Source organism: Isoptericola sp. NPDC055881 (assembly GCF_053615895.1).
Genome location: NZ_JBSHCR010000069.1, coordinates 1 through 21,820, shown reverse-complemented (window position 1 = coordinate 21,820; position 21,820 = coordinate 1). Strand labels below are relative to the sequence as shown.

Genomic DNA, 21,820 nt, shown 5'->3' with positions numbered 1-21,820 from the left:
GTTCGGTCTCGTCCTGCGCGCGGACGAGACCGAACCGCTACGTCGACGGTGGTCAGGCGACGTGCTCCGCGAGGAACTCGGCCCACGTCTGCTTGCCGACGGCGCGGTCGGGCGCGAGGTTGCCGCCCGCCGCGTACGCGCGCGACGCCGCCCCCGGGACGCGCACCGGCATCGTCGGGCGTCGGGAGCCGACGGCGTCGAGGTAGGCGCGCACCATCGCGCGGAACGTGAGCACCTCGGGCCCGGCGACGTCCGGCACCCGCCCCTGCGGCTCCCCGTGCGCCAGCTCCACGAGCCGGGCCGCGACCTCGTCGGCCGCGATCGGCTGCGCCTGCCAGCCGGTGGGCGTCGGCACGACGGGCAGCTTCGCGAGCGCGCGGGCGGCGATGAGCACGAGCTCGTGGAACTGCGTGGCGCGCAGGTTGGTCCACGCGATCCCGGACTCCTCCAGCACCCGCTCCTGGGCCAGCTTGCTCGCCATGTAGCCGAGGGCGCGGCGGTCGAAGGCCGACCGCACCGGCACCTTCTCCGCACCCACCACCGAGATGTTCACCAGGTGCGGCTGCGCGCCCGCGTCGCGGACCGCGCGCACCAGCGCCCTCGCCATCGGCTCGTTGTGCAGCTGGTCGCCGGCGAGGTGGACCACGACCTCCGCGTCACCCACGGCCTGCGCCAGCCCCTCGCCCGTCTCCCAGTCCGCGACGACGTACCGCACGCCGTCCGCCGACGCGTGCGGGCTCCGGCTCACGACCCGGACCTCCTCGCCCGCGCGCACCAGGCGGGGCACCACCAGCCTGCCGAGGTACCCCGTGCCACCGGTGACCAGGATGCGTGCGCTCATGCCGTCCTCCTCCGTGGGCGCGCGACCGCCGCGCGTCCTGCACCTTCGACGACGCGGCGCCGGCGGACGTGACACCTGCCCGCAGATCCACGCCTGCGCTCACGCACCGACGTAGTCCGCCAGGTGCTCGCCGGTGACGGTGGACCGCGACGCCACGAGGTCGGCGGGCGTGCCCTCGAAGACGACCTTCCCGCCGTCGTGCCCGGCACCGGGGCCGAGGTCGATGATCCAGTCGGCGTGCGCCATGACGGCCTGATGGTGCTCGATGACGATCACGGACTTCCCGGCGTCGACCAGCCGGTCGAGCAGGCCGAGGAGGTTCGCGACGTCCGCCAGGTGCAGGCCTGTGGTGGGCTCGTCGAGGATGTACACGCCGCCCTTCTCGCCCATGTGCATGGCGAGCTTGAGGCGCTGGCGCTCGCCGCCGGACAGCGTGTTGAGCGGCTGGCCGAGCTTCACGTAGCCGAGGCCGACGTCCTCCAGGTGCGCCAGGATCTTGTGCGCGGCGGGGAGCTTCGCGTCGCCCTCGCGGAAGAACGCGTGCGCCTGCGCCACGGACAGGTCGAGCACCTCGGCGATGTTCTTGCCGCCCAGCGTGTACTCCAGCACGGACGCCATGAACCGCTTGCCGCCGCAGTCCTCGCACGGCGTCTCGACGGTCTCCATGAAGCCGAGCTCGGTGTAGATGCGGCCGTTGCCCTTGCAGGTGGGGCACGCGCCCTCGGAGTTGGCGCTGAACAGGGCCGGCTTCACGCCGTTCGCCTTCGCGAAGGCCTTGCGGATCGGCTCCAGCAGGCCCGTGTAGGTGGCCGGGTTGGAGCGGCGCGACCCCTTGATCGCGCCCTGGTCGACGACGACCACGCCGTCGCGCCCGGCCAGGTTGCCGTGGATGAGGGAGCTCTTGCCGGAGCCGGCGACGCCGGTGATCACGGCCAGCACGCCGGTCGGGACGTCGACGTCGACGTCGCGCAGGTTGTTCTGGTCGGCCCCGCGGATCTCCAGCGCGCCGGTGGCCGTGCGGACGTCCTCCTTGACGCGCGTGCGGTCGTCGAGGTGGCGGCCCGTGAGGGTGCCGCTGCCGCGCAGCCCCTCGACCGTGCCCTCGAAGCAGACCGTGCCGCCGTCGGTGCCCGCGCCCGGACCCAGGTCGACGACGTGGTCGGCGATCGCGATCGCCTCGGGCTTGTGCTCGACGACGAGCACCGTGTTGCCCTTGTCGCGCAGGTCCTGCAGCAGCCGGTTCATCCGCTCGATGTCGTGCGGGTGCAGGCCGATGGTGGGCTCGTCGAAGACGTACGTGACGTCGGTCAGCGCCGAGCCGAGGTGACGGATCATCTTGGTGCGCTGCGCCTCGCCGCCGGACAGCGTGCCTGCCGGGCGGTCCAGCGACAGGTAGCCGAGGCCGATCTCCACGAACTTGTCGAACAGGTGCAGCAGGCCCCCCACCAGGGGGGCCACGCCCGGGTCGTCGACGCCGCGCGCCCACTCGGCCGCGTCCGAGATCTGCATGCGGCACACGTCCGCGATGCTGGCGCCGTTGACCTTCGCCGACCGCGCGGACTCGTTGAGCCGGGTGCCGTCGCACGCCGGGCACGGCACGAACACGGCCGCCCGCTCGACGAACGCCCGGACGTGCGGCTGCAGCGACTCGGGGGCCTTGCTGAACATCGCCTCGCGCAGCTTGGGGATGAGGCCCTGGTACGTCATGTTCATCCCGAGGGCCTTGACCTTGCCCTTCTCCCGGTACAGGAAGTCGTGGCGCTCGGCGTCGGTGTAGTCGCGGACCGGCTTGTCCCCGTCCACGAACCCGGACTCGGCGAACCCGCGCACCATCCAGCCGTCGGCCTTGTAGCCGGGCACCAGGATCGCGCCGTCGTTCAGGGACAGCGACTCGTCGACGATGACGGACAGGTCGAGGTCGGACACCGTGCCGCGGCCCTCGCACTCCGGGCACATGCCGCCCAGGTACACCTGGTTGCGCACGACCTTCTTCTCGACCTCGCCACCGGCCTTGCCGGTGCTGAACACGCCGCTCGCGGTCGACGTCGGGATGTTGAACGAGAACGCCGTCGGCGGGCCGACGTAGGGGTCGCCGACGCGGCTGAACAGGTTGCGCAGCATCGCGTTGGCGTCGGTGACGGTGCCGACCGTGGACCGCACGTTGGCCCCCATGCGCTCCTGGTCCACGAGGATCGCGGTGGTGATGCCCTCCAGCACGTCGACGTCCGGCCGCGGCAGCGAGGGCATGAACCCCTGCACGAACGTCGAGTACGTCTCGTCGATGAGGCGGCGCGACTCGGCGGCGATCGTCGCGAACACCAGCGAGCTCTTGCCCGAGCCGGACACGCCCGTGAAGACGGTGAGCCGCCGCTTCGGGATCTCGACGTCCACGGCGCGGAGGTTGTTCTCCCGCGCGCCGCGGACGCGGATGAGGTCGTGCGCGTCGGCGGCGTGGGACGTCGTGGTGCGGGGGGACTCCGTGGCGGTCACCGGGGGTTCTCCTTCGGGTGGGGGTCAGCCGTGCAGCTCGGCGAGGACCTTCTCGATCCGGCGGGCGCGCGTCGTGTCCTGCTTGGCGCCCTCGACGTCGAGCACGTACCGGCGCCGGCGGCCCGCGGGAAGGGCATCGTACGCCGTACGGGCAAACGGGTCGGCGTCGAGCGCCCGCGCGAGCTCCTCGGGCTCGACGACGTCCCGCGGCTCGGTGTCGAGCGTCAGCTCGACCTCCACCTCGGCGCCGACCTCGAGGCCTGCGGCCTCCCGGTTCGCCCGGCTCAGGCCGAGGAGGTGGCGGCCCCGCATGATCGCGACGCGGCTGCGCCAGCTGTGGCCGTTGACGGTGATCACCACCGGCGGCCGCGCACCCCCGCCGAGCGCCTCCACGACCTGCGGCGGGACCTCGAGCCCTTTCATCTTCTCGGCGGGCTCCACGACGGACCGGAACCTCATGAGCACTCCTTCGCTGCCGGGCCTGCTGAGTCTCGTGACGCGGGGGATCCCCGGGACGCACACGGCCGTCAGACCCTGTGCGCGACGGGGCGCGCCGGCCCGGTCGGGGCCACGGCGCTCACCGGACCTCGTCGATGCGGACCATGTTGCCCGCGGGGTCGCGGAACGCGCAGTCGCGCACGCCCCACGGCTGCTCGGTGGGCTCGGAGACCACCTCGGCGTCGGCGGCCTGCAGCTTCTCGAAGACGCCGTCGAGGTCCTTCGTGCCTAGGATGATCGACTGATAGCTGCCCTTGGCCATGAGCTCGCGGATCGTGCGCTGCTCGTCCTCGGTGATGCCGGGGTCGGCCGCGGGCGGGTTGAGGACGAGCCGGACGTCCGGCTGCGCCGGCGAGACGAACGTCAGCCAGCGCATGTCGTCCTGGCCGACGTCCATCGCGAGGTCGAAACCGAGCAGGTCGCGGTAGAAGGCCAGCGAGGCCTCCGGGTCGGTGTGCGGGAGGAACGTGGTGTGGATGGTGATGTCGATGTCGCTCATGGAATTCACGCTAGGGGCAGCCCCACGGCCGGCGCTTCTCGATTCCTGACCGGTCGGGTGACCTGCTTCGCGACGCACGACGGCAGCTCCCCCGCGCCCGCCGTCCGCGCCCGCCGGGCGTACTCGCTGGGCGACATCCCCACCAGCTCCGTGAACCGCGTGCTGAACGTGCCGAGCGACGACGACCCGACCTCGAAGCACACCTCCGTGACGCTCAGGTCGCCCCGCCGCAGCAGCGCCATCGCCCGCTCGATGCGCCGCGTCATCAGGTAGCTGTACGGCGACTCCCCGAAGGCCTGCTTGAACTGCCGGCTCAGGTGGCCGGCCGACATGTGCACGCCACGGGCCAGCGCCTCCACGTCCAGCGGCTGCGCGAACTCCCGGTCCATCCGGTCGCGCACGCGTCGCAGCCGGGCGAGGTCGCGCAGGCGGTCGGCGTCGCTGCTGCTCACGGTGCGATGCTTCCACGCCGCACCGACGCCCGCGACGTCAGCGTCGACCAGCGGCGGTCAGTATCGGTCAGCCGCCACCCGGGCGTGCAGGTGCATGTCGTGCCAGCCGTCGAGATGACGCACGGACTGCCGCAGCACGCCCTCGGCGGCGAACCCGGCCTTCTCGGCCACGCGGCACGACGGCGCGTTGCCGACCGAGTGCACCAGCTCCAGCCGGTGGAAGCCGGAGTCGAACGCCCACCGGGCGGCGACGTCGGCCGCGGCGGGCGCCACGCCCCGGCCACGCGCCTGCGGCGCCGTCCAGTAGGCGATCGTCCCGACGCCGTGCGGGTCGAACGCCTTGACGACCATGCGGCCCAGCACCGCGTCGTCCGCCGCGTCGGCCACCGCCCAGCTCGACTCGCGCCCGTCGCCCCAGCCGGCACGCCAGCCCCGGATCACCTCGCGCGCCTCGTCGTCGGAGTCCAGCACGCGCACGTGCCACCGCTGGATCGCCGGGTCCGCGTACACGGCCCTCACCGCCGGCGCGTCGTCGAGCCGCCACGGCCGCAGCCGCGCGCCCGCCGCGGGCACGTCGAGCGTCGGCTGATCGGGCTCCAGGAACGGCGCGAACGTGACGGGCAGCAGCACGGGCATGGACCGATCCTGACAGCCCGCCGCACCGCTGGCCAGTACGTCTGCCCAGGTCAACGCGCCACTGCCGAACAGGTGGTCGTACACCTTCCGGCGCGCCAGAAGGTGGACAACCACCTGTTCGGCACGGGGGCCTGGGTCCGCCCTGATGGTCAGTACAGGGGTCCGTGTACGGTTGGCGCCATGGAGACCGTGACGCTCACCCACACCGCGGCGCTGGCCCGGCTGGGGCACGCCCTGTCGGACGGCACGCGCACGCGCATCCTGCTCGCGCTGCGCGACGCGCCCGCGTACCCGTCCGACCTGGCCGCGGCGCTCGGCGTCTCCAAGCAGGTGATGTCCAACCAGCTCGCGTGCCTGCGCGGGTGCGGGCTCGTCGTCGGGCGCCCGGACGGCCGCCGCACCGAGTACCGGCTCGCGGACCCGCACCTCGCGCACGCCCTCGGCGACATGCTGCGGCTCGCGCTCGTCGTCGACCCGGAGTGCTGCGGCCCGGACTGCACGTGCGCGACGGGCGGCGCTGCGCACGGCAGCGCGGACGCCGCATGACGCACGACCACCACCACGCGCACGCCGCGGCCGACCACCGCGGCCGGCTGGCCGTCGCGTTCGGCATCACCGCCGCCATCCTCGTGGCGCAGGCGGTCGGCGCGGTGGTCACGGGCAGCCTCGCGCTGCTGGTCGACACCGCGCACATGCTCACCGACGCGGGCGGGCTGGCGCTCGCGCTGTTCGCCGCCCACCTGTCGCTGCGGCCCGCGTCGCCGCAGCGCACCTGGGGCTACCGCCGCGCGGAGGTGCTGGCCGCGCTGGCGCAGGCGGCGGTGCTGCTCGTCGTCGGCGTGTACGTGCTGGTGGAGGCCGTGCTGCGCCTCGCGCACCCGCCGGAGATCCCGTCCTCGCAGCTCGTCGTCTTCGGTGCCGTCGGGCTGGCGGGCAACCTCGCGTCGATGGCCGTCCTGGCCGGCCGCCGGGACGCCAACCTCAACCTGCGGGCGGCGTTCCTCGAGGTCGTGAACGACGCGCTCGGGTCGGTGGGCGTCATCGTCGCCGCGATCGTCATCGCCACCACCGGGTGGCAGCGGGCCGACGCCGTCGCCGCCCTCGTCATCGGCGCACTCATCCTCCCCCGCGCGCTGCGGCTGCTGCGGGCCGCGGGCTCCGTGCTGCTGGAGTCCACGCCGCCGGGGCTCGACCTCGACGAGGTCCGCGCCCACCTGCTGCGCGTGGACCACGTGCGCGACGTCCACGACGTGCACGCCTCCCTCATCGCCACCGGCCTGCCGATCCTGTCGGCGCACGTCGTGGTGGACTCCGGCTGCTTCACCGACGGGCACGCCGGGCGCATCCTCGACGAGCTGCAGGAGTGCGTCGCCACCCACTTCGACGTCGCCGTCGAGCACTCCACCTTCCAGGTGGAGCCGGACACCCACCCGCAGCACGAGCACCCGACCCACGCCTAGCCCCAAGGATCGGCGGAATCTGGCGGTATACAAGAAGTCTTGTACTCCTGACGGCGCGCGCCTAGCGTCGTCGGCATGGAGCAGATCGAAGCGATCACCGCCGTGCACCACCCGGTGCGACGGCGCATCTACGACTACCTGAGCCTGCACGGGACGACGCAGGTGACCACCCTGGCGCGCGCGCTCGGCCTGCAGGTCGGCAGCGTCAGCCACCACCTGCGCATGCTGCAGCGGGCGGGCGTCGTCGAGCACGCCCCCGACACCACCGACGACCGCCGCACCAGCTGGTGGCAGCCGTCGCGCAAGGGCCTGAGCTGGTCCGTCGAGGACTTCTCCGACTCCCCCGCCGACGCCCTGCTCGCCCGCGAGGCCGAGCGGACGAACGTCGAGACGCACGTCGGCCGCCTGCGCGCGTGGCACCGCCGCACCACCCCCCTGCCGGAGTGGTCCCGCGCCGCATTCAGCGTCGACACGCTCGCCTGGGCCACCCCTGAGGAGCTGACGGCGCTCTCCGCGGCCATGCGGCAGACGATCGCCACCTGGCAGGCGGGCATCGACGCCGAGCGCGCTGCGGACGGCGCGGACGGCACGGACGGCGCGACGGACGGCGCGACGGACGGCGCGACGGACGACACCAGGCGCCGCCCGGTGTTCGTCTTCGCCCACGGCTTCCCGACGACGCCATGACCGCGACCCCGGGCGCGACGCAGCCCGTGCTGCTGCGCGAACCGCCGGCGTTCTCGCGCGACCGTGCGGTGCACGCGTGGATCGGCGTCAAGGCGCTCTCCGACGCCGGCGACGCGATCTGGACCATCGCCCTGGCGTGGACGGCGGTGCAGGTCGCCAGCCCGGCCGTCGCGGGGCTCGTCGTGGCCGCGGGCACCGTGCCGAGGGCCGCCGTCCTCCTGTTCGGCGGCGTGCTCGCCGACCGGGCGAACGCCCGCCACGTCATGATCGCGTTCAACCTCCTGCGGGTCGCCGTGCTGGTCGGCACCGCCCTGTGGGTCCTGGCGGCGGCGCCGACCGTCGGGCTGCTCGCGCTCGCCGCGGTCGCGTTCGGCGTCTGCGACGCCTTCTACGAGCCGTCGGCGAGCACCATCGGGCGCCAGCTCGTGCGCGCGGAGGACCTCCCGTCGTACACCGCCGTCGCGCAGACGGCGTCCCGGCTCGCCACGATGGGCGGCTCCGCCGTCGGTGGGTTCCTCGTCGCGCGCTCCGGCCTCGCGGGGAGCGCCACGGTCAACGCCGTGACGTTCACCGTGGTCGTCGTCTTCGTCGCCGCCTGGCTGCGGCCGCGGTTCGGGCTCCCGCGCGCCGAGCCGGAGTCCGCGTGGCGGGGCATCCGGCGCGGGTTCGGGCACCTGCGCGACGTCCCGACCACCCGCACGCTGGTGCTCGCCCTGTCCGGCCTGAACCTCGCGGTGGGGCCCGCCGTCGGCATCGGGATCGCGCTGCGCGCGCACGACGCGGGCTGGGGAGCCCAGGCGGTCGGCATCCTGGAGGCGTGCATCGGGCTGGGCGCCGCCGTCGGCGCGCTGTCGGTCGCGCGGTGGCGGCCCCGGCACGAGGCGCGCGCCGGGTTCGGCGCCCTCGTCGTGCAGGGCGTGGCGATCGTGGCCCTCGGCGGCGGACCCGTGCTGCTCGCCGGGGCCGCGTGCCTGACGATCGGCCTGACGGCCGGCTACGCCTCGGCCCTGCTGGGCGCGACGTTCGCCGGCACCGTCGACCCGGCCTACCTGGGGCGGATGGCGTCGATCACGCGTCTGGGCGACGACGTGCTCATGCCCCTGGCGATGGCGGTGTTCGGCGCGCTCGCGTCCGCGACCGCGCTCTGGGTGTCGTTCGTCCTGTACGGCGCGGGCATGGTGCTGCTCATGACGATCCCGCTGCGCAACCCGCTCTTCCGCGAGCTCTCGCTGAAGGGGCGCGCCTGAGCCTGGGGCGCGAGGGCGGGCGCGTGCTCGCGGGACGCGCCGCGGGGTGCTGTGCTTGGCACATGTCCTCCCGTGTCGACGTCCCCCCGGCCGGCCACGCCGACGAGCCGCACGCCGGCGGCCTGGCCCAGCGCCTCAACTGGCTGCGCGCCGGCGTGCTCGGCGCCAACGACGGCATCGTGTCCGTGGCGGCCGTGGTCGTGGGCGTCGCGGCGGCCACGCCGTCGCGGGCTGCGGTGCTCACCGCCGGGCTGGCCGCCCTCGTCGGTGGCGCGATCTCGATGGCGCTCGGCGAGTACGTGTCCGTCTCCAGCCAGTCCGACAGCGAGAAGGCGCTCATCGCCAAGGAGAAGCACGAGCTCGCCACCATGCCCGACGAGGAGTTCGACGAGCTCGTCGGGCTCTACCGCGAGCGCGGCCTGAGCGAGGGCACGGCGCGGCAGGTCGCCGTCGAGCTCACCCACCACGACGCCCTGGGCGCGCACCTGTCCGCGGAGCTGAACATCGACCCCGACGACGTGGTGAGCCCCTGGCACGCGGCGTGGGCGTCGCTGCTGGCCTTCCTCGTCGGCGGCATCCTGCCGATGCTCGCGGTCCTGTTCATCCCGCAGCCGTGGAAGATCGCCGGCACGTTCGTCGTCGTGCTCGTCGCCCTCGGCGCCGCCGGCGCCCTCGCGGCGTGGATCGGCGGCTCCTCGCGCGCCCGGTCCGTCTCGCGCGTCGTGATCGGCGGCGCGCTGGCGCTCGGTGTGACGTTCGCGCTGGGGTCGCTGCTGGGCACCACCGGCGCCGTGTGACCGCGACTGGTCAGCGCCCCGCCGGGGCGGCACGCTGGGCGCATGGAGCTCGAGGTGCGCGGTGAGGTCTTCCAGTGGCGTGGTCCCGCGCCGTACTACTACGTGGCCGTCCCGGACGCCGAGGCGGAGCAGATCGCGGCGGTCGCGCCGCTGGTCACGTACGGCTGGGGCGTGATCCCCGTGACCGGCCGGCTCGGCAGGACGACGTTCACCACGTCGCTCTTCCCCAAGGACGGCGGCTACCTCGTGCCGCTCAAGGACGCCGTGCGCCGGCCGGAGGGGGTGACGGACGGCGACGAGGTCGTCGTCCGGCTGACGCTCGACGGCGTCTGACCGTGCGCGCCCGTCCGCCGAGGTAGTTCCGGGGTCCGCGAGGTAGTCCCAGCCCTGCCGAGGTAGTCCCACCCCTGCCGAGGTAGTCCCACCCTTGCCGAGGTAGTGGACCAGTCCACTACCTCGGCAAGCCCTGCACTACCTCGCGGACCTCCCAACTACCTCGCGGACCTCGCAACTACCTCGCGATACCCGGTGCTACCTCGCGAGACCTGGTCCTACCTCGCGGATCCTGGAACTACCTCGCCGACCCCGGAACTACCTCGGCAGGTTCTGTACTACCTCGCGGCCAGGCCGTCGACGAAGGCGACGGCGGCGGCGGAGATCTGCGCGCGGGCGTCGTCGTGGCTGAGGGTCGGGGTGCCGTCGCCGGGCTGCGGGCCGTAGTCCCCGAACTGGGCGTGCACCGCGCCGTCGACGACGGTGAACGTGGCGTCGGCGGGCAGGTCCGCCCTCGACGCCTCGATCTTCGCGGGCGTCGCGAGCCCGTCGCGGCTCGCGGACACGGACTCGACGGCGGCGGTGAGCGTGCCGCTCACGTCGCCCGCGGGGTACGAGGCGAAGAGCAGCAGCCCGTCGACGGGTGCCGCACCGTCCGCCGCGCCCCCGGCGTCGTCCGCGTCCGCCTCCATCGCCGCGACCGTGCCGCCGAGCGAGTGCCCGCCCACCACCCACCGGTCGGCGCCGGGGACGGCGGTCCGCGCGTCGTCGAACGCCCCCACCGCGAGGAACGCGATGCCCAACGGCTGCTTCGCGACGACGACCGTGTGGCCCGCCTCGGCGAGCGGGCGCAGCACGGCGGCGTAGGCGCGGGCGTCGACGCGCGCGCCCGGCTGGAAGAAGACGGCCGTGCCGTCGCCGCCGTCCGCCGGTGCCAGCACGTACCGGGTGGCCCCTTCCGTGACCGTCACCGCGTCGTCGGACCGCATCGCGGCGAGGGCCGGCTCGACCGCGACGAACGGCCGCAGCCACGCCACCAGGGCCACCCCCGCCGCCCCGAGGACGAGCAGGGCCACCCGCCCCGCGCGCCGCCACCCGGGCCGGGACGGTCGCGGGCGCAGCGCGCGCAGGCCGGCGACCAGGGCGCCCGCGAGCGCCAGCACGAGCAGCACCGCGTACGCCGGGTGGCCGTGCACGACGGCGCCCCACGCCGTCGCGCACACCCAGGCGACGACGACGAGGGCAGCCGCCGCCACGAGGAGCGTCGCGCGGCGGAGCCAGGTCGCGACGGTCGAGGGGGCGAGGCGGTTCGGGGCGGTGGGGGCGGGAGCTTCCAGGTCGTCCGGCACGCGACGAGTCTGGCACTGCCCGGGCCGTGCGCAGGTATGGTCTGACCGCTACCTGCAACGTTGGAGGAAACCCCGTGACCGACCCGTCCTCGACCGCCCTCGCCCTCGACGCCGTCGTCGACCTCGACGTCCCCGGCCCCACGATCAGCCGCCACCTGTACGGGCACTTCGCCGAGCACCTCGGCCGGTGCGTGTACGAGGGGTTCTGGGTGGGCGAGGACTCGGACATCCCGAACGTCGGCGGCATCCGCTCCGACGTGGTGGAGGCGCTGCGCGAGCTCGCCATCCCCAACCTGCGCTGGCCGGGCGGCTGCTTCGCGGACACGTACCACTGGCGCGACGGCATCGGCCCGGCTGCCGACCGCCCCCGCATCGTCAACACGCACTGGGGCGACGTCGTCGAGGACAACGCGTTCGGCACGCACGAGTTCATGGCGCTGTGCGAGCTGCTGGGCACGGCGCCGTACGTGTCGGCGAACGTCGGCTCGGGCACGGTGCAGGAGACCGCGGACTGGGTGGAGTACCTGACGCGCGCGGACGACGCGCCCATGGCGCGCCTGCGCCGCGAGCACGGGCGGGACGAACCGTGGAAGGTCGCGCTCTTCGGCATCGGCAACGAGCCGTGGGGCTGCGGCGGCAACCTGCGGGCCGACCAGTTCGCCTCCCTCGCGCGGCAGCACGCGACGTACGCGCGCGACCACGGCGACAACCGCCTGGTGCGGGTGGCGGCGGGCGCGGCGGACGACGACTACGCGTGGACCGAGACGCTCATGCAGCAGGTGGCGAAGCTCGGCGACGCGGACCCGCGCGACCTGTTCCAGATGGTGTCGTTCCACTTCTACACGTTCGCCGGGACGTGGGGCGACAAGGGTGCCGCCACCGAGTTCACGCGCGACGAGTACTGGGCCACCATGCGCAAGGCGCTCGACGTGCGGCGCATCATCGCCGGCCACTCGGCGGTGATGGACGCGTACGACCCGCAGGCGAGGATCGGGCTCGCCCTCGACGAGTGGGGCACCTGGTGGAACGTGGAGCGCGGCACCAACCCCGGGTTCCTGTACCAGCAGAACGCGATGCGCGACGCCCTGGTCGCCGCGGTGCACTTCGACGCGTTCCACGACCACGCGCGTCGCCTGCGCCTGGCGAACATCGCGCAGACGGTGAACGTGCTGCAGTCGATGCTGCTCACGGACGGCGCGCGGATGATCAGGACGCCCACGTTCCACGCCTTCGCGATGAGCGCCGGGCACCACGACGCCGCGAGCCTGCCGGTGCGCGAGCGGGCGGCGCGCGCCACGCACGACGTCGACGGCACGCCCGTGGGCACGGTGTCGGCGTCGGCCTCCACGAAGGACGGCGCCGTGCTGGTGTCGTTGACGAACCTCGACCCGGACGCCTCGGCGTCGGTGCGGGTCGACCTGCGCGGGCACGCGGTGAGCGACCCGGTCGCCACGGTGCTCGCGGCCGACGACCCGGCCGCGCACAACACGTTCGACGCCCCCGACGCCGTCGCACCGCGTCCGCTCGACGGCGTCCGGCTGGACGGGGGCGTCCTCACGGTGGAGCTCCCGCCGGCGGCGTTCGCGACCGTGCGGCTCACGCTCGGGTAGGCGGGAGGGCGCCCCGTCCCCGGTCGGATCGCCGTCCGTAAACTGAGACACTTCGTACCGATGGGCGGACATCGGGTGTAGACCGGGGGCATGACCAGCCCTGCGGTCGACCACCGCTCCCTCGCCGTCGCCGAGCACCCGTACTGGCGGCGCAACCTCGCCGTCGCCACCGTCGGCTCCTTCACCACGCTCGTCGCGATGACGCTGCTGGTGCCGTTCCTGCCGCAGTACGTGCGGCAGCTCGGCGTCCACGACCCGGGCGACGTCGTGCGCTGGTCGGGCGTCGCGTACGGGGCGTGCTTCCTCACCGCGGCGCTCACCGCGCCGCTGTGGGGGGCGCTCGGCGACCGGTTCGGGCGCAAGTCGATGCTGGTGCGCGCGAGCCTCGGCATGGCGGTGGCGATGACGCTGCTCGGGTTCGTGCAGAGCGTCGAGCAGCTCGTCGCGGTGCGGCTGCTGGTGGGGCTGCTCGGCGGCTACTCGTCGGGCGCCACCATCCTCGTCGCCGCGCAGACGCCCGAGCACCGCAGCGCGTGGGCGCTCGGCGTGCTCTCGTCGGGGGTGCTCGCCGGGAACGTCGTGGGCCCGCTGGTCGGCGGGTTCGTGCCCGCCTGGGTGGGGATCCGCCCGACGTTCGTCGTCTGCGGCGCGGTGATCTTCCTGGCCTTCCTCGCGACGACGTTCCTGCTGCGCGAGCCCCGCGGCGGCACGGGCGCGCGGCGTGCGGCGGGCCGGGTGCCCGGTGGGGTGTGGCGGCAGGTGCGGCAGCCGGGCGCCGTCGTCGTCCTGCTCGCGACGTCGAGCCTGCTGCTCTTCTCGACGATGTCGATCGAGCCGATCGTCACCGTCTACGTGGAGGACCTCGGGCAGCTGTCGCACGCGGCGGGCGTCGCCGGGGTGCTCGTCGCGCTGACCAGCATCGGGAGCATCGTCGCGGCGCCGCGCGTCGGCCGGCTCGCGGACCGCATGGGGCACGCCCGCGTCGTCGTGGCGTGCCTCGCCGCCGCCGGGGTGCTCGCGCTGGCCCAGGCGCTCGTGACGAACGTCTGGCAGCTCGGCGTCCTGCGGGTGCTGCTGGGCCTGGCCCTGGGCGGCCTGCTGCCGTCGGTCACGGCGGCGGTACGCCACCTGGCCCCGCCGGACGCCGTCGGTCGCGTGCTCGGCCTCGGCGTCTCCGCGCAGTACGTCGGCCAGGTCGCCGGGCCCGTGCTCGGCGGAGTGGTCGCCGCTCAGCACGGCCTGCGCGCCGTCTTCGTCGCCACCGCCGTCGTGCTGCTCGTCGCGGCGACGCTCAACCTCGCGGTGGTGCGGCGCGCGCAGGCGTCCGCCGAGTAGCAGGTCGAGGCCACCGCGCATCATAGGGCCCGCGCCTGCCTTGCGCACCGCGTTGCAGGTTTCGCACGCGGCCCGTCCTGGCCGGCGAACCGTGATGGGGTCGTGCTCAGGCCCGGGAGACCGAGTCCTGCGCCGAGAAGACTCATGAGGTTCGAGGAGGAACCATGGCTTTTCGCACGAAGGCACGTCGGAATCTCGTCGCCGCAGCGGTCTCGGGAGCACTGCTGGCAACCGTGCCCATGTCAGCTTCTGCCATCACAGCGTCCACGACGGGCGCGTCTGCCTGGACGTCGAGCACGGGGAAGGCAGCGACGGTCAAGGACACCAAGGCCGACAACCGCCGCGCGGAGGCGCGCTTCCAGCGTGCCTACCTGACGAGCACGACTTACTACCTCCGCGCGACGGGCGGGTACGGCGACACCGCATCGTCCGGTACAGGGCTGGGGTACTCGATCGGAAAGATCACGCGCATGAAGGCGTGCGCGACCAACAACAACCCGCTCGACAGCACCTACTGCTCCACGTGGCAGTACTGAGGAACACGGTCGTCGGCGGAGGCGTGCGCCAGCCGGCGTAGGCCTCCGTGGGCTCTCCACGTCGCGTGCCGGGACCATCACAGGGAGCAGTGAGCGCTGGTGTCCGCAGTTCATGTCGATCGGATCAGCCATTCGTTCGGTCGAAGGTCCATTCTTCGGGATGTCAGCTTCTCGGTCGACGACGGCACCTCACTGGCGCTGATGGGACGGACGGGCTCCGGAAAGAGCATGTTGCTGTCGATCGTCGCCGGGCTCGAGCGCCCCACTCGTGGGGCGGTCAAGGTCGCGGGAACGTCGGTGTCGGCGATGAGACCCCGTCAGGCAGCGGAGTTCCGGCTGCGTGAGGTCGGCGTGGTGTTCCAGGCGGGCGAGCTGATCCCGACCCTGTCGGCGCTGGAGAACACGACCGTGCCGCTGCTCCTGGCTGGTGTCGACCGCACGGAGGCCGAGTCACGAGCCCGCGACCTTCTCGCCGGGTTGGCCGTCGCGGACCCCAGCACTCCGGCCGAGAGCCTTTCCGGTGGGGAGGTGCAGCGAGTCGCGATCGCACGTGCCCTGGTCAACGAGCCGTCGCTGGTGCTCGCCGACGAGCCGACGGCAGCGCTGGACGCGACGACTCGCGATCTGGTGTGCGACCTGCTGTTCAACCTGCCGGCCGAGCGCTCCTGCGCCTTGATCGTGATCTCGCACGACGAGGAGGTCGCCGGCAGGGCAGACCGCGTCCTCGTGCTGGAGGACGGGCGGCTGACCGCGCGCCACCGAGCGCAGCGAGGCACTTCTTGAGCCCCGCCCGCCCTCCAGCTCTCAACGCGGGCGAGATCGCCACCCCGGTCCAGCGGCTCGGCGCCGCCGTGTGCGCAGCGCTCCTGACCTTGGTCGGCTGCCTCTTCGTGGTCGTCAGCAGCTCCTACGACGCACGGCTGGATCGCGACGCCGCGCGCACGCCCGCAGAGGTGGACATCGCCAGCCCTGCCGGGGCGGATGCCGTCGCGCACTTCACCTGGCGGGACGACGCCATCGGTGTGATGGAGTCGCAGATCCTCTATTACGCGGTGCTGGACGACTCCGCGCCACCTCCGCCGGGCCTTCCCCGCTGGCCGGCTCCCGGTGAAGTGTGGGCCTCGCCCGCCTTGGAAGCGACGCCCGGAGCGGACGCCTACCTCGCTCGCTACGGGAGGCTCGCCGGGACCATCGACCCGGCGACGCTCACCGACCACGGGGAACGGATCGCCTATGTCGGAGCGGACGACCAGACTGTCGTACCGCCCGACCACTGGAATGGCGTCACCCACTTCGGGGTGCCGGTGAGCGAAGACGGTGAGGGCTACCTCGGCGCAGCCTTGTACCAAGGAACCAAGCGCAGCCTGCTGGTCGGTCTGACGGTGTTCGGCCTGGCACCAGCCGTCGTCGCCACCATCGCCCTGACGGCCCTGGGCGCCGAACCCCGCCGCCGCCTCTTGGCTCAGCTCCGCGTCATCGGTGCCACCCCTCGAGTCCTGCGCCGTACCCTGCTGCCGCCGTTCGTCACTCCGAGCATCGTGGGCGCGACAGCCGTGCTCGCCCTCGTCGTCCTGTCGACGTTCGTCACCTGGCCGGTGCCTGGGGCGCACCTTTCCCTCGACGGCGCCGACTATCAGTCCGCTCCCGACCTGATCGCGTTCGCCTTCATCACCGCTGGCGCTGCGGCGGCGACATGGGCGCACCTCCTGTGGCAGCACCGCGGCAAGACTCTGCCGCGGATCGGGCAAGGCACCCGACCCCGGCCCGTGGGACGCCGGCCCCTCTGGCTCGTCGCACTGGTGGCCGACGTGGCCGTCACCAACTGGGCCTACGCCCTGCTCTACCCGTCCGACCCCTTCCTGGCCCAGGCGAGCGTCTTGATCGGCAGCGCGCTGACCGTGGTGATCCTCGTGCCGTGCATCGGCATCCTCACCAGCCTCATCGGCCGGTGGCTCGCCGTCGGTGCCCACCGATGCGGTTCAGGGCCCGCACTCATCGGAGCACGCGAGGTTCAGCACGTGCCGCGCGCCGCCACCCGCGTGGCGTCCGTCATCGCCATGGCCATCGTCCTGGCCGCCCAGCTCCAGATCCTGGCCGCCCAACCCGGTCCTTACTACCAGGACGCCCTCCGGGCGCAGGCGATCAACCAAGGCCGCAGCGTCCTCGTCGACTTCGGCAACCAGGAGCGAGCGCTGGCCGCCGACATCACCACCAGCGACAGGCACGACCTGGCCTACATCGGCTTGCATGGAGAACCCGCGGCCACGGAGCTGATCGGCGACTGCCCAGCACTGACCCGAGTCGTCGGGTCCTGTCCCAGCCGCCCCACTCCGCTGTCCGCGTTGGCTGCGGGCACCATCCCGCAGGTGCCCCTGTGGGGCGTGGCCCCGGACGCCGTCGTCCGACAAGCCACCCCCGACGAACTACGGCAGACGACTCGTCTGGCGGCGGTGGCCGCCGACGCAGACACGATCACCCCCGACGAGCTCACCCGGCTCCTCGGCCGTCGCCTCGACCCTCCGCCGAACATCACCGTGCCCCTGGACCAGTGGGTCGTCGGCTCGTGGGTGGGCGTCGACCAAGCGCGCTGGTATCGCGTCGGGGGCATGCTCGCCCTCCTGATCACCACGACCATGAGTGGCCTCGTCGCGCTGGCCGAGCTCGAGCGCCTGGCGGGGCGTCACCGCGTCATCCGCTTCTACGGCACCCGCGTGCGGCACTTCGTCACCCTCGGGCTCACCCTCGTCGCCGTGCCGGGGGTCGCCGCCGCCGTCCTAGGCGCCGGTGCCGCGCTCGGGCTCGCCATCGCCCCGACCACCGTGCCTGGTGCCGACGCGGTCACGCCCCAAGAGAGCATCCTCGCCATGCTGCTGGCTTCCGTCGGGTACATCGTGGTGCTGGGAACCTGCGCCGGCTTCTGGATCCAGCACGGCCGACGCCACAGACCTCGCCGATAGGTCACACGAACCACGCCGAGAAAGGACCACCCTGTGCTCTCGAGCCTCTTCCTGCTGCTCCTGATCATGGCGAGCGGGGTCGCCGTGGCCGCGACGGCGGGGTTCGTCACCTCGCTGCGGCCGCGCCGCACGAAGCCCCATCCCGGACACGGGGGCGCCACAGGCGCTCTCGGTGAGCTCATCGACGTCTTCCAGCCCTCACGCACCCACACCCAGGAAGAGCTCGAGTACAAGCGCCTGGAGATCAGGCAGGCGCCCGGCACCGAGCCGGGCGTGTCCCTCGATCTGGACGCTGGGCGAGCGGTCGTCCGTCTCGACCCCCCACCGCCGTCGTCCTGCTCGCCGCGGCGACGCTGAACCTCGCGGTGGTGCGGCGCGCGCAGGCCGGCGCCGCCTGACACGTCGTCCCCCGCACCTGAGGCACGGGGGACGACGAGTCGTCGCAGGTCAGGCGTGCTTGCGGCCCGTGGCCCACGACCAGATCGCGACGACGATGATCGACCCGACGAGCGCGAAGCCCCACGTGCCGAGGTCGAAGAACTCGTCGTTCACGCTGGTGCCGAAGACGGCCGACGCGATGAACCCGCCGAGGAGCGCGCCGACGATCCCGAGGAGCAGGGTGACGATCCAGCCACCCTTCTGCGCACCCGGCACGATGGCCCGGGCGATCGCGCCCATGATCAGCCCGATGAGGATCCACCCGATGATGCTCACGTCAATCTCCTCCTCATTCGTGAAACAGCACTTCGAAGCAGACAGCACTTCGTGTCGGCCCGGACGATTCCAGGAGCGCGGACTGGTCGCATCCTGAACGCCACGTGGCAAACAGCACATTCGGGGCTGAGGGGGCATCGACCCCTCGATCTGCGGGGTCGCACCGGTGGCGCTAGCGTCCCTGGCTGGAACCGACAGCAGCGGTGGCGGGCGCCACGGCAGAGAGGGTGGTCCATGGTCCCGAGCGTTCCGGACACTCAGACGCACGAAGGTCGACTGACGTGGGCACACCCGTCGCGCGACCACGCCCTCGTGGCCGAGTGGGTGCTCGACGACCTGGCCCAGCTCGCCGCGCTGCGGTCAGGGCTGGCGCAGCAGATCGGCGCGACGCGAACGCCCCGGCTGGTCGACACGGCGGAGAAGATCGTCCTCATCGCGTCGGAGCTCGCGACCAACGCGCTGGACCACGGCCTGCCGCCGACCGTCGTCCGGCTCCTCGCCTCCGCGGAGAGCTGGCTGCTCGACGTCGCCGACCACGACCTCCGCTCGGCTCCGAGCGTCGACGAACGGGACCCGGGCGACGGCGGGCTCGGGCTGCAGATCGCGCAGCGCCTCTCCCTGGAGGTGGGCTGGTACGCCACCGCCGGCTCCAAGCACGTGTGGGCCACGTTCCCGCGCCGCGCTCAATGATCCGATGAATCCTTCCAACTGAGGATTGAATCGTGTAAATTTCCGTGGCATGACCACACAGGCCGCAATGACGCGGCGTACTTTTGGGAAGCTGGCCGGGATCACCGCAACAGCGCTGCTCCCGTGGGTCCAGACCACGCGTGCCGCCGCCGCCGGGCCCCCGGAGGTCCTGGAGACGGCCACCGAGGTCGTGGTGGACAACGGTCTCGTGCGCCTGACGGTGGACAAGTCCAATGGTCGGACCACTTCGCTCGTCTACGACGGCGTGAACATGGTGGGGCGCGGCAACTACGACATGAACACCGTCCGGGAGGGCGTCGGCCTGCCGCTGCCGCCCGCCGACAACCACCTGACCGTCCGGCAGGAGCAGGACTTCGTCGACATCGCCTACCACCACAGCCCGTCCGGCGACATGCCGTGCTGGCTCGTGCGGCACCACATCGTGCGCTCGGGCGAGGCGGGCATCCACCTCGCCTACAGCTACGACCACCCCGCGGCGCTGCACGGCTTCCGCACCGACCAGCACCGCTACGTCTTCTACACCGCGGGCGGCGTCTTCACGCACGCCTCGGTCCCCGACGAGGCCGACGCCACGCCGTGGCGCGAGGCCGCGGCTCGCATGCCGACCGGCGGGGAGATCTCCCGCTCCCCCATGGTCATGGACGCCACCTACGACCTGCAGGGCACCGGTTCCGCGTACGCCCGCCGCTACTACACGAAGTACGACTGGGCCGTGACGATGAAGGACCACAGCCTGCACGGGCTGTACGGCAGCGGCTACGGGATGTGGGCCGCCCTGCCCAACCTCGAGGCGTTCACGGGCGGGCCGGTGCGCCAGGACCTGATCCTGCACCAGACGGGGAGCTCGCCCGTCCTGCTCGTCGAGCCGCAGGCCACCCACTACGGTGCCCCGCCCGTGCGGGTGGCCGCCGGCCAGGCGTGGCAGAAGACCTACGGCCCGTACTTCGTGTACCTCAACAAGGGCGACGACCCGCGCGCGATGCGCCGCGACGCCGCGCGCCAGGCCCGCTTCGAGACGCACGCCGACTTCTACGACCGGCTCGCGATCGAGGGCTGGACGCCCACGGCGCAGCGTTCCCGCGTGCGGGGCACCGTGCACCTCCCCGGCGTGCCGAACGTCGCGGGCGCCGTCGTCGTGCTGTCCGACAACCGCACCCCGATGCAGGACACGGTGCTCGGCCACAACTACTGGACCGACGTCGAGGAGGGCGGCCGGTTCAGCATCGACCACGTCCGCCCGGGCACCTACCGCCTCACGGTCTACGGGCGGGGGGTCTGGGGCGAGCACGTCATCGACGACGTCGAGATCGGTGCCGGGAAGGAGGTCACCCTCGGGCGGATGCTGTGGGAGCCGACCAGCCACGGGCGCACCGTGTTCCAGGTCGGCACGCCGTCGCGCACGTCGGGCGAGTTCCGCAACGGCCGCGACTTCCGCCGGTACGGGCTGTTCCAGACCTTCCACGACGACTTCCCCGACGGCGTGACGTACACGGTCGGCTCCAGCACCGCCGCCGACTGGAACTACATCCAGTACCAGCGGTCGTACGCCGTCGAGGCGCCCGAGGGGTCGGTGCTGCCGGAGGGCGCCCACGGGATCCGGCTGTTCGACTTCGGCACCGCCTCCAGCCCGGTCGCCGAGGGGTACGAGCGGGTCGCGCAGAACACGCTCTACGCGGCGGGCGGCGGCTTCGGGCTCGACCGCGCCGTCGACGCGCGGGACCGCGGGGCCGACGGCGACCTGCAGCGGGACTTCACCGTCGGCTCGTCGTACACCTTCTCGGTGGACCTGCCCGACGGCGAGTACGAGGTCACCGTGCTGTCGGGCGACAGCATCGCGGCGAACGCGTCGCGGGTGTCGTTCGCCGGGGGCGAGTTCGTCGACCTGCGCGCGGCGAAGGGCGAGTACGCCGTCCACACCGCCGTGGTGACCGTGACCGGCGGCCGGCTCGACCTGCTCACCGGCGGGGACGGGCGCCTGAACGCGGTCGAGATCCTCGCGACGGACGCCGTCGTCCCGGTGCTGAAGAGCCTGGCCGTGGACGGCGCGGACCTGGTGCCGGGCTTCAGCACGTTCCGCTCGGACTTCGCCGTCGACCTGCCCTGGAACCAGGAGACCGTGACCGTGCGTGCCACCGCCCGCGGCGACGCTCCCGTGACCATCGGTGGCACGGGCGTGCCCGAGGCGGGTCTGGCGGTGCCCCTGGAGGCGCAGCGCACGGTGGTCGAGCTCCAGGTGGCCGGTGAGGCCGGGAAGGCGCCGACGACCTACCGCCTGCACGTCACCCGGCAGGAGCGTCCGTGGCGCATCCTGTTCGACCTCGACCGGGCGCCGGCGGCCGGCGAGACCGCGACCCTGACGATCGGCCTCGCGGCGTGGGCCATGGGGTCGGCGCTCCCGGTGCCGCCGGAGAACAGCAACCTCACCGTCACGGTGAACGGCGAGCCGTTCGTCTGGACCTTCGGCCCCGAGGACGCGAAGGGCGCGACGTACCGCAGCGGTCGCGGCGGCCGGAACTACCAGCGCGAGATCGCGTTCGACGCCGCCCTGCTGCGGCCGGCGGGCAACGAGATCACGCTGCAGATCAACGCCGGCGCCGAGCACCTGTGGAACGAGGCCGCCTACGACGCCGTCCGCCTCGAGATCGGCTGAGTCCCGCCCTCACCCGACCCCGCCGAACAGGTGGTTGTACACGTTCTGAGACCTCAGAACGTGTACAACCACCTGTTC

Annotated in this window: 22 protein-coding genes; 14 read left to right on the top strand and 8 right to left on the bottom strand. The window is 72.9% G+C overall.

Going from position 1 to position 21,820, the window contains the following annotated elements; genetic code table 11:
• Positions 1-52: 52 nt before the first annotated feature.
• The 6 genes from ACWGKI_RS17355 to ACWGKI_RS17330 form a co-directional block, all read right to left on the bottom strand.
• A complete protein-coding gene (locus tag ACWGKI_RS17355) occupies positions 53-841 on the bottom strand; it encodes an SDR family oxidoreductase (RefSeq protein ID WP_452188637.1) in 789 nt (262 codons plus the stop codon).
• Positions 842-940: 99 nt separating this feature from the next.
• Complete coding sequence (locus ACWGKI_RS17350) at positions 941-3,331, bottom strand: ATP-binding cassette domain-containing protein (RefSeq protein WP_452188635.1); 2,391 nt, start codon at positions 3,329-3,331, stop codon at positions 941-943.
• Positions 3,332-3,355: 24 nt separating this feature from the next.
• Positions 3,356-3,790, bottom strand: a complete 435-nt coding sequence (locus tag ACWGKI_RS17345) for a YdeI/OmpD-associated family protein (protein WP_452188633.1) — start codon at positions 3,788-3,790, stop codon at positions 3,356-3,358.
• Positions 3,791-3,908: 118 nt separating this feature from the next.
• The gene (locus ACWGKI_RS17340; protein WP_452188639.1) at positions 3,909-4,319 is read right to left on the bottom strand and encodes a VOC family protein; all 411 of its coding nucleotides are present in this window, start codon (positions 4,317-4,319) and stop codon (positions 3,909-3,911) included.
• Between the two features lie 14 nt (positions 4,320-4,333).
• Complete coding sequence (locus ACWGKI_RS17335; RefSeq protein WP_380245366.1) at positions 4,334-4,780, bottom strand: helix-turn-helix transcriptional regulator; 447 nt, start codon at positions 4,778-4,780, stop codon at positions 4,334-4,336.
• 57 nt (positions 4,781-4,837) lie between these two features.
• Entirely contained in the window at positions 4,838-5,416 is a 579-nt protein-coding gene (locus ACWGKI_RS17330) for a GNAT family N-acetyltransferase (RefSeq protein WP_452188631.1), read from the bottom strand.
• Between the two features lie 180 nt (positions 5,417-5,596).
• Here ACWGKI_RS17330 and ACWGKI_RS17325 point away from each other — a divergent pair, with 180 nt between their 5' ends.
• From ACWGKI_RS17325 to ACWGKI_RS17300, 6 genes are all read left to right on the top strand, one after another.
• Positions 5,597-5,962, top strand: a complete 366-nt coding sequence (locus tag ACWGKI_RS17325; RefSeq protein WP_380244067.1) for an ArsR/SmtB family transcription factor — start codon at positions 5,597-5,599, stop codon at positions 5,960-5,962.
• Positions 5,959-6,876: a cation diffusion facilitator family transporter gene (locus ACWGKI_RS17320; protein WP_452188629.1), complete on the top strand. Its 918-nt coding sequence runs from the start codon at positions 5,959-5,961 to the stop codon at positions 6,874-6,876. The genes ACWGKI_RS17325 and ACWGKI_RS17320 overlap by 4 nt, the downstream gene beginning before the upstream one ends.
• 75 nt (positions 6,877-6,951) lie before the next feature.
• A complete protein-coding gene (locus ACWGKI_RS17315; protein ID WP_452188627.1) occupies positions 6,952-7,563 on the top strand; it encodes a helix-turn-helix domain-containing protein in 612 nt (203 codons plus the stop codon).
• Positions 7,560-8,810, top strand: coding sequence for an MFS transporter (locus ACWGKI_RS17310; RefSeq protein WP_452188625.1), 1,251 nt, complete (start codon positions 7,560-7,562; stop codon positions 8,808-8,810). The genes ACWGKI_RS17315 and ACWGKI_RS17310 overlap by 4 nt, the downstream gene beginning before the upstream one ends.
• Before the next feature lie 62 nt (positions 8,811-8,872).
• Positions 8,873-9,607, top strand: a complete 735-nt coding sequence (locus ACWGKI_RS17305; protein ID WP_452188623.1) for a VIT1/CCC1 transporter family protein — start codon at positions 8,873-8,875, stop codon at positions 9,605-9,607.
• Between the two features lie 42 nt (positions 9,608-9,649).
• Positions 9,650-9,940 (top strand): DUF1905 domain-containing protein, encoded by a 291-nt coding sequence (locus ACWGKI_RS17300; RefSeq protein WP_452188621.1) that lies wholly within the window; start codon positions 9,650-9,652, stop codon positions 9,938-9,940.
• Between the two features lie 278 nt (positions 9,941-10,218).
• Here ACWGKI_RS17300 and ACWGKI_RS17295 read toward each other — a convergent pair whose 3' ends face one another.
• A complete protein-coding gene (locus tag ACWGKI_RS17295) occupies positions 10,219-11,229 on the bottom strand; it encodes an alpha/beta hydrolase (protein WP_452188619.1) in 1,011 nt (336 codons plus the stop codon).
• A gap of 74 nt (positions 11,230-11,303) precedes the next feature.
• Between ACWGKI_RS17295 and ACWGKI_RS17290 the strand changes: the two genes are divergently transcribed.
• From ACWGKI_RS17290 to ACWGKI_RS17265, 6 genes are all read left to right on the top strand, one after another.
• The gene (locus ACWGKI_RS17290) at positions 11,304-12,839 is read left to right on the top strand and encodes an alpha-N-arabinofuranosidase (protein WP_452188617.1); all 1,536 of its coding nucleotides are present in this window, start codon (positions 11,304-11,306) and stop codon (positions 12,837-12,839) included.
• Between the two features lie 90 nt (positions 12,840-12,929).
• The gene (locus ACWGKI_RS17285) at positions 12,930-14,174 is read left to right on the top strand and encodes an MFS transporter (protein WP_452188615.1); all 1,245 of its coding nucleotides are present in this window, start codon (positions 12,930-12,932) and stop codon (positions 14,172-14,174) included.
• 239 nt (positions 14,175-14,413) lie between these two features.
• Entirely contained in the window at positions 14,414-14,710 is a 297-nt protein-coding gene (locus tag ACWGKI_RS17280; protein WP_380244076.1) for a hypothetical protein, read from the top strand.
• Positions 14,711-14,809: 99 nt separating this feature from the next.
• Positions 14,810-15,493, top strand: a complete 684-nt coding sequence (locus ACWGKI_RS17275) for an ABC transporter ATP-binding protein (protein ID WP_380244077.1) — start codon at positions 14,810-14,812, stop codon at positions 15,491-15,493.
• Complete coding sequence (locus ACWGKI_RS17270) at positions 15,490-17,667, top strand: hypothetical protein (protein ID WP_452188612.1); 2,178 nt, start codon at positions 15,490-15,492, stop codon at positions 17,665-17,667. The genes ACWGKI_RS17275 and ACWGKI_RS17270 overlap by 4 nt, the downstream gene beginning before the upstream one ends.
• Positions 17,668-17,700: 33 nt before the next feature.
• Complete coding sequence (locus ACWGKI_RS17265; RefSeq protein ID WP_452188610.1) at positions 17,701-18,024, top strand: DUF6191 domain-containing protein; 324 nt, start codon at positions 17,701-17,703, stop codon at positions 18,022-18,024.
• A gap of 90 nt (positions 18,025-18,114) precedes the next feature.
• Here the strand turns inward: ACWGKI_RS17265 and ACWGKI_RS17260 are convergent, their stop codons facing one another.
• The gene (locus tag ACWGKI_RS17260) at positions 18,115-18,381 is read right to left on the bottom strand and encodes a GlsB/YeaQ/YmgE family stress response membrane protein (protein ID WP_380244080.1); all 267 of its coding nucleotides are present in this window, start codon (positions 18,379-18,381) and stop codon (positions 18,115-18,117) included.
• 234 nt (positions 18,382-18,615) lie between these two features.
• On the opposite strand from ACWGKI_RS17260, the gene ACWGKI_RS17255 reads away from it, so the two are divergent.
• Positions 18,616-19,071, top strand: a complete 456-nt coding sequence (locus ACWGKI_RS17255) for an ATP-binding protein (RefSeq protein ID WP_452188608.1) — start codon at positions 18,616-18,618, stop codon at positions 19,069-19,071.
• A 49-nt stretch (positions 19,072-19,120) separates the two neighbouring features.
• The gene (locus ACWGKI_RS17250; RefSeq protein ID WP_452188606.1) at positions 19,121-21,742 is read left to right on the top strand and encodes a polysaccharide lyase family protein; all 2,622 of its coding nucleotides are present in this window, start codon (positions 19,121-19,123) and stop codon (positions 21,740-21,742) included.
• Positions 21,743-21,820: the final 78 nt, after the last annotated feature.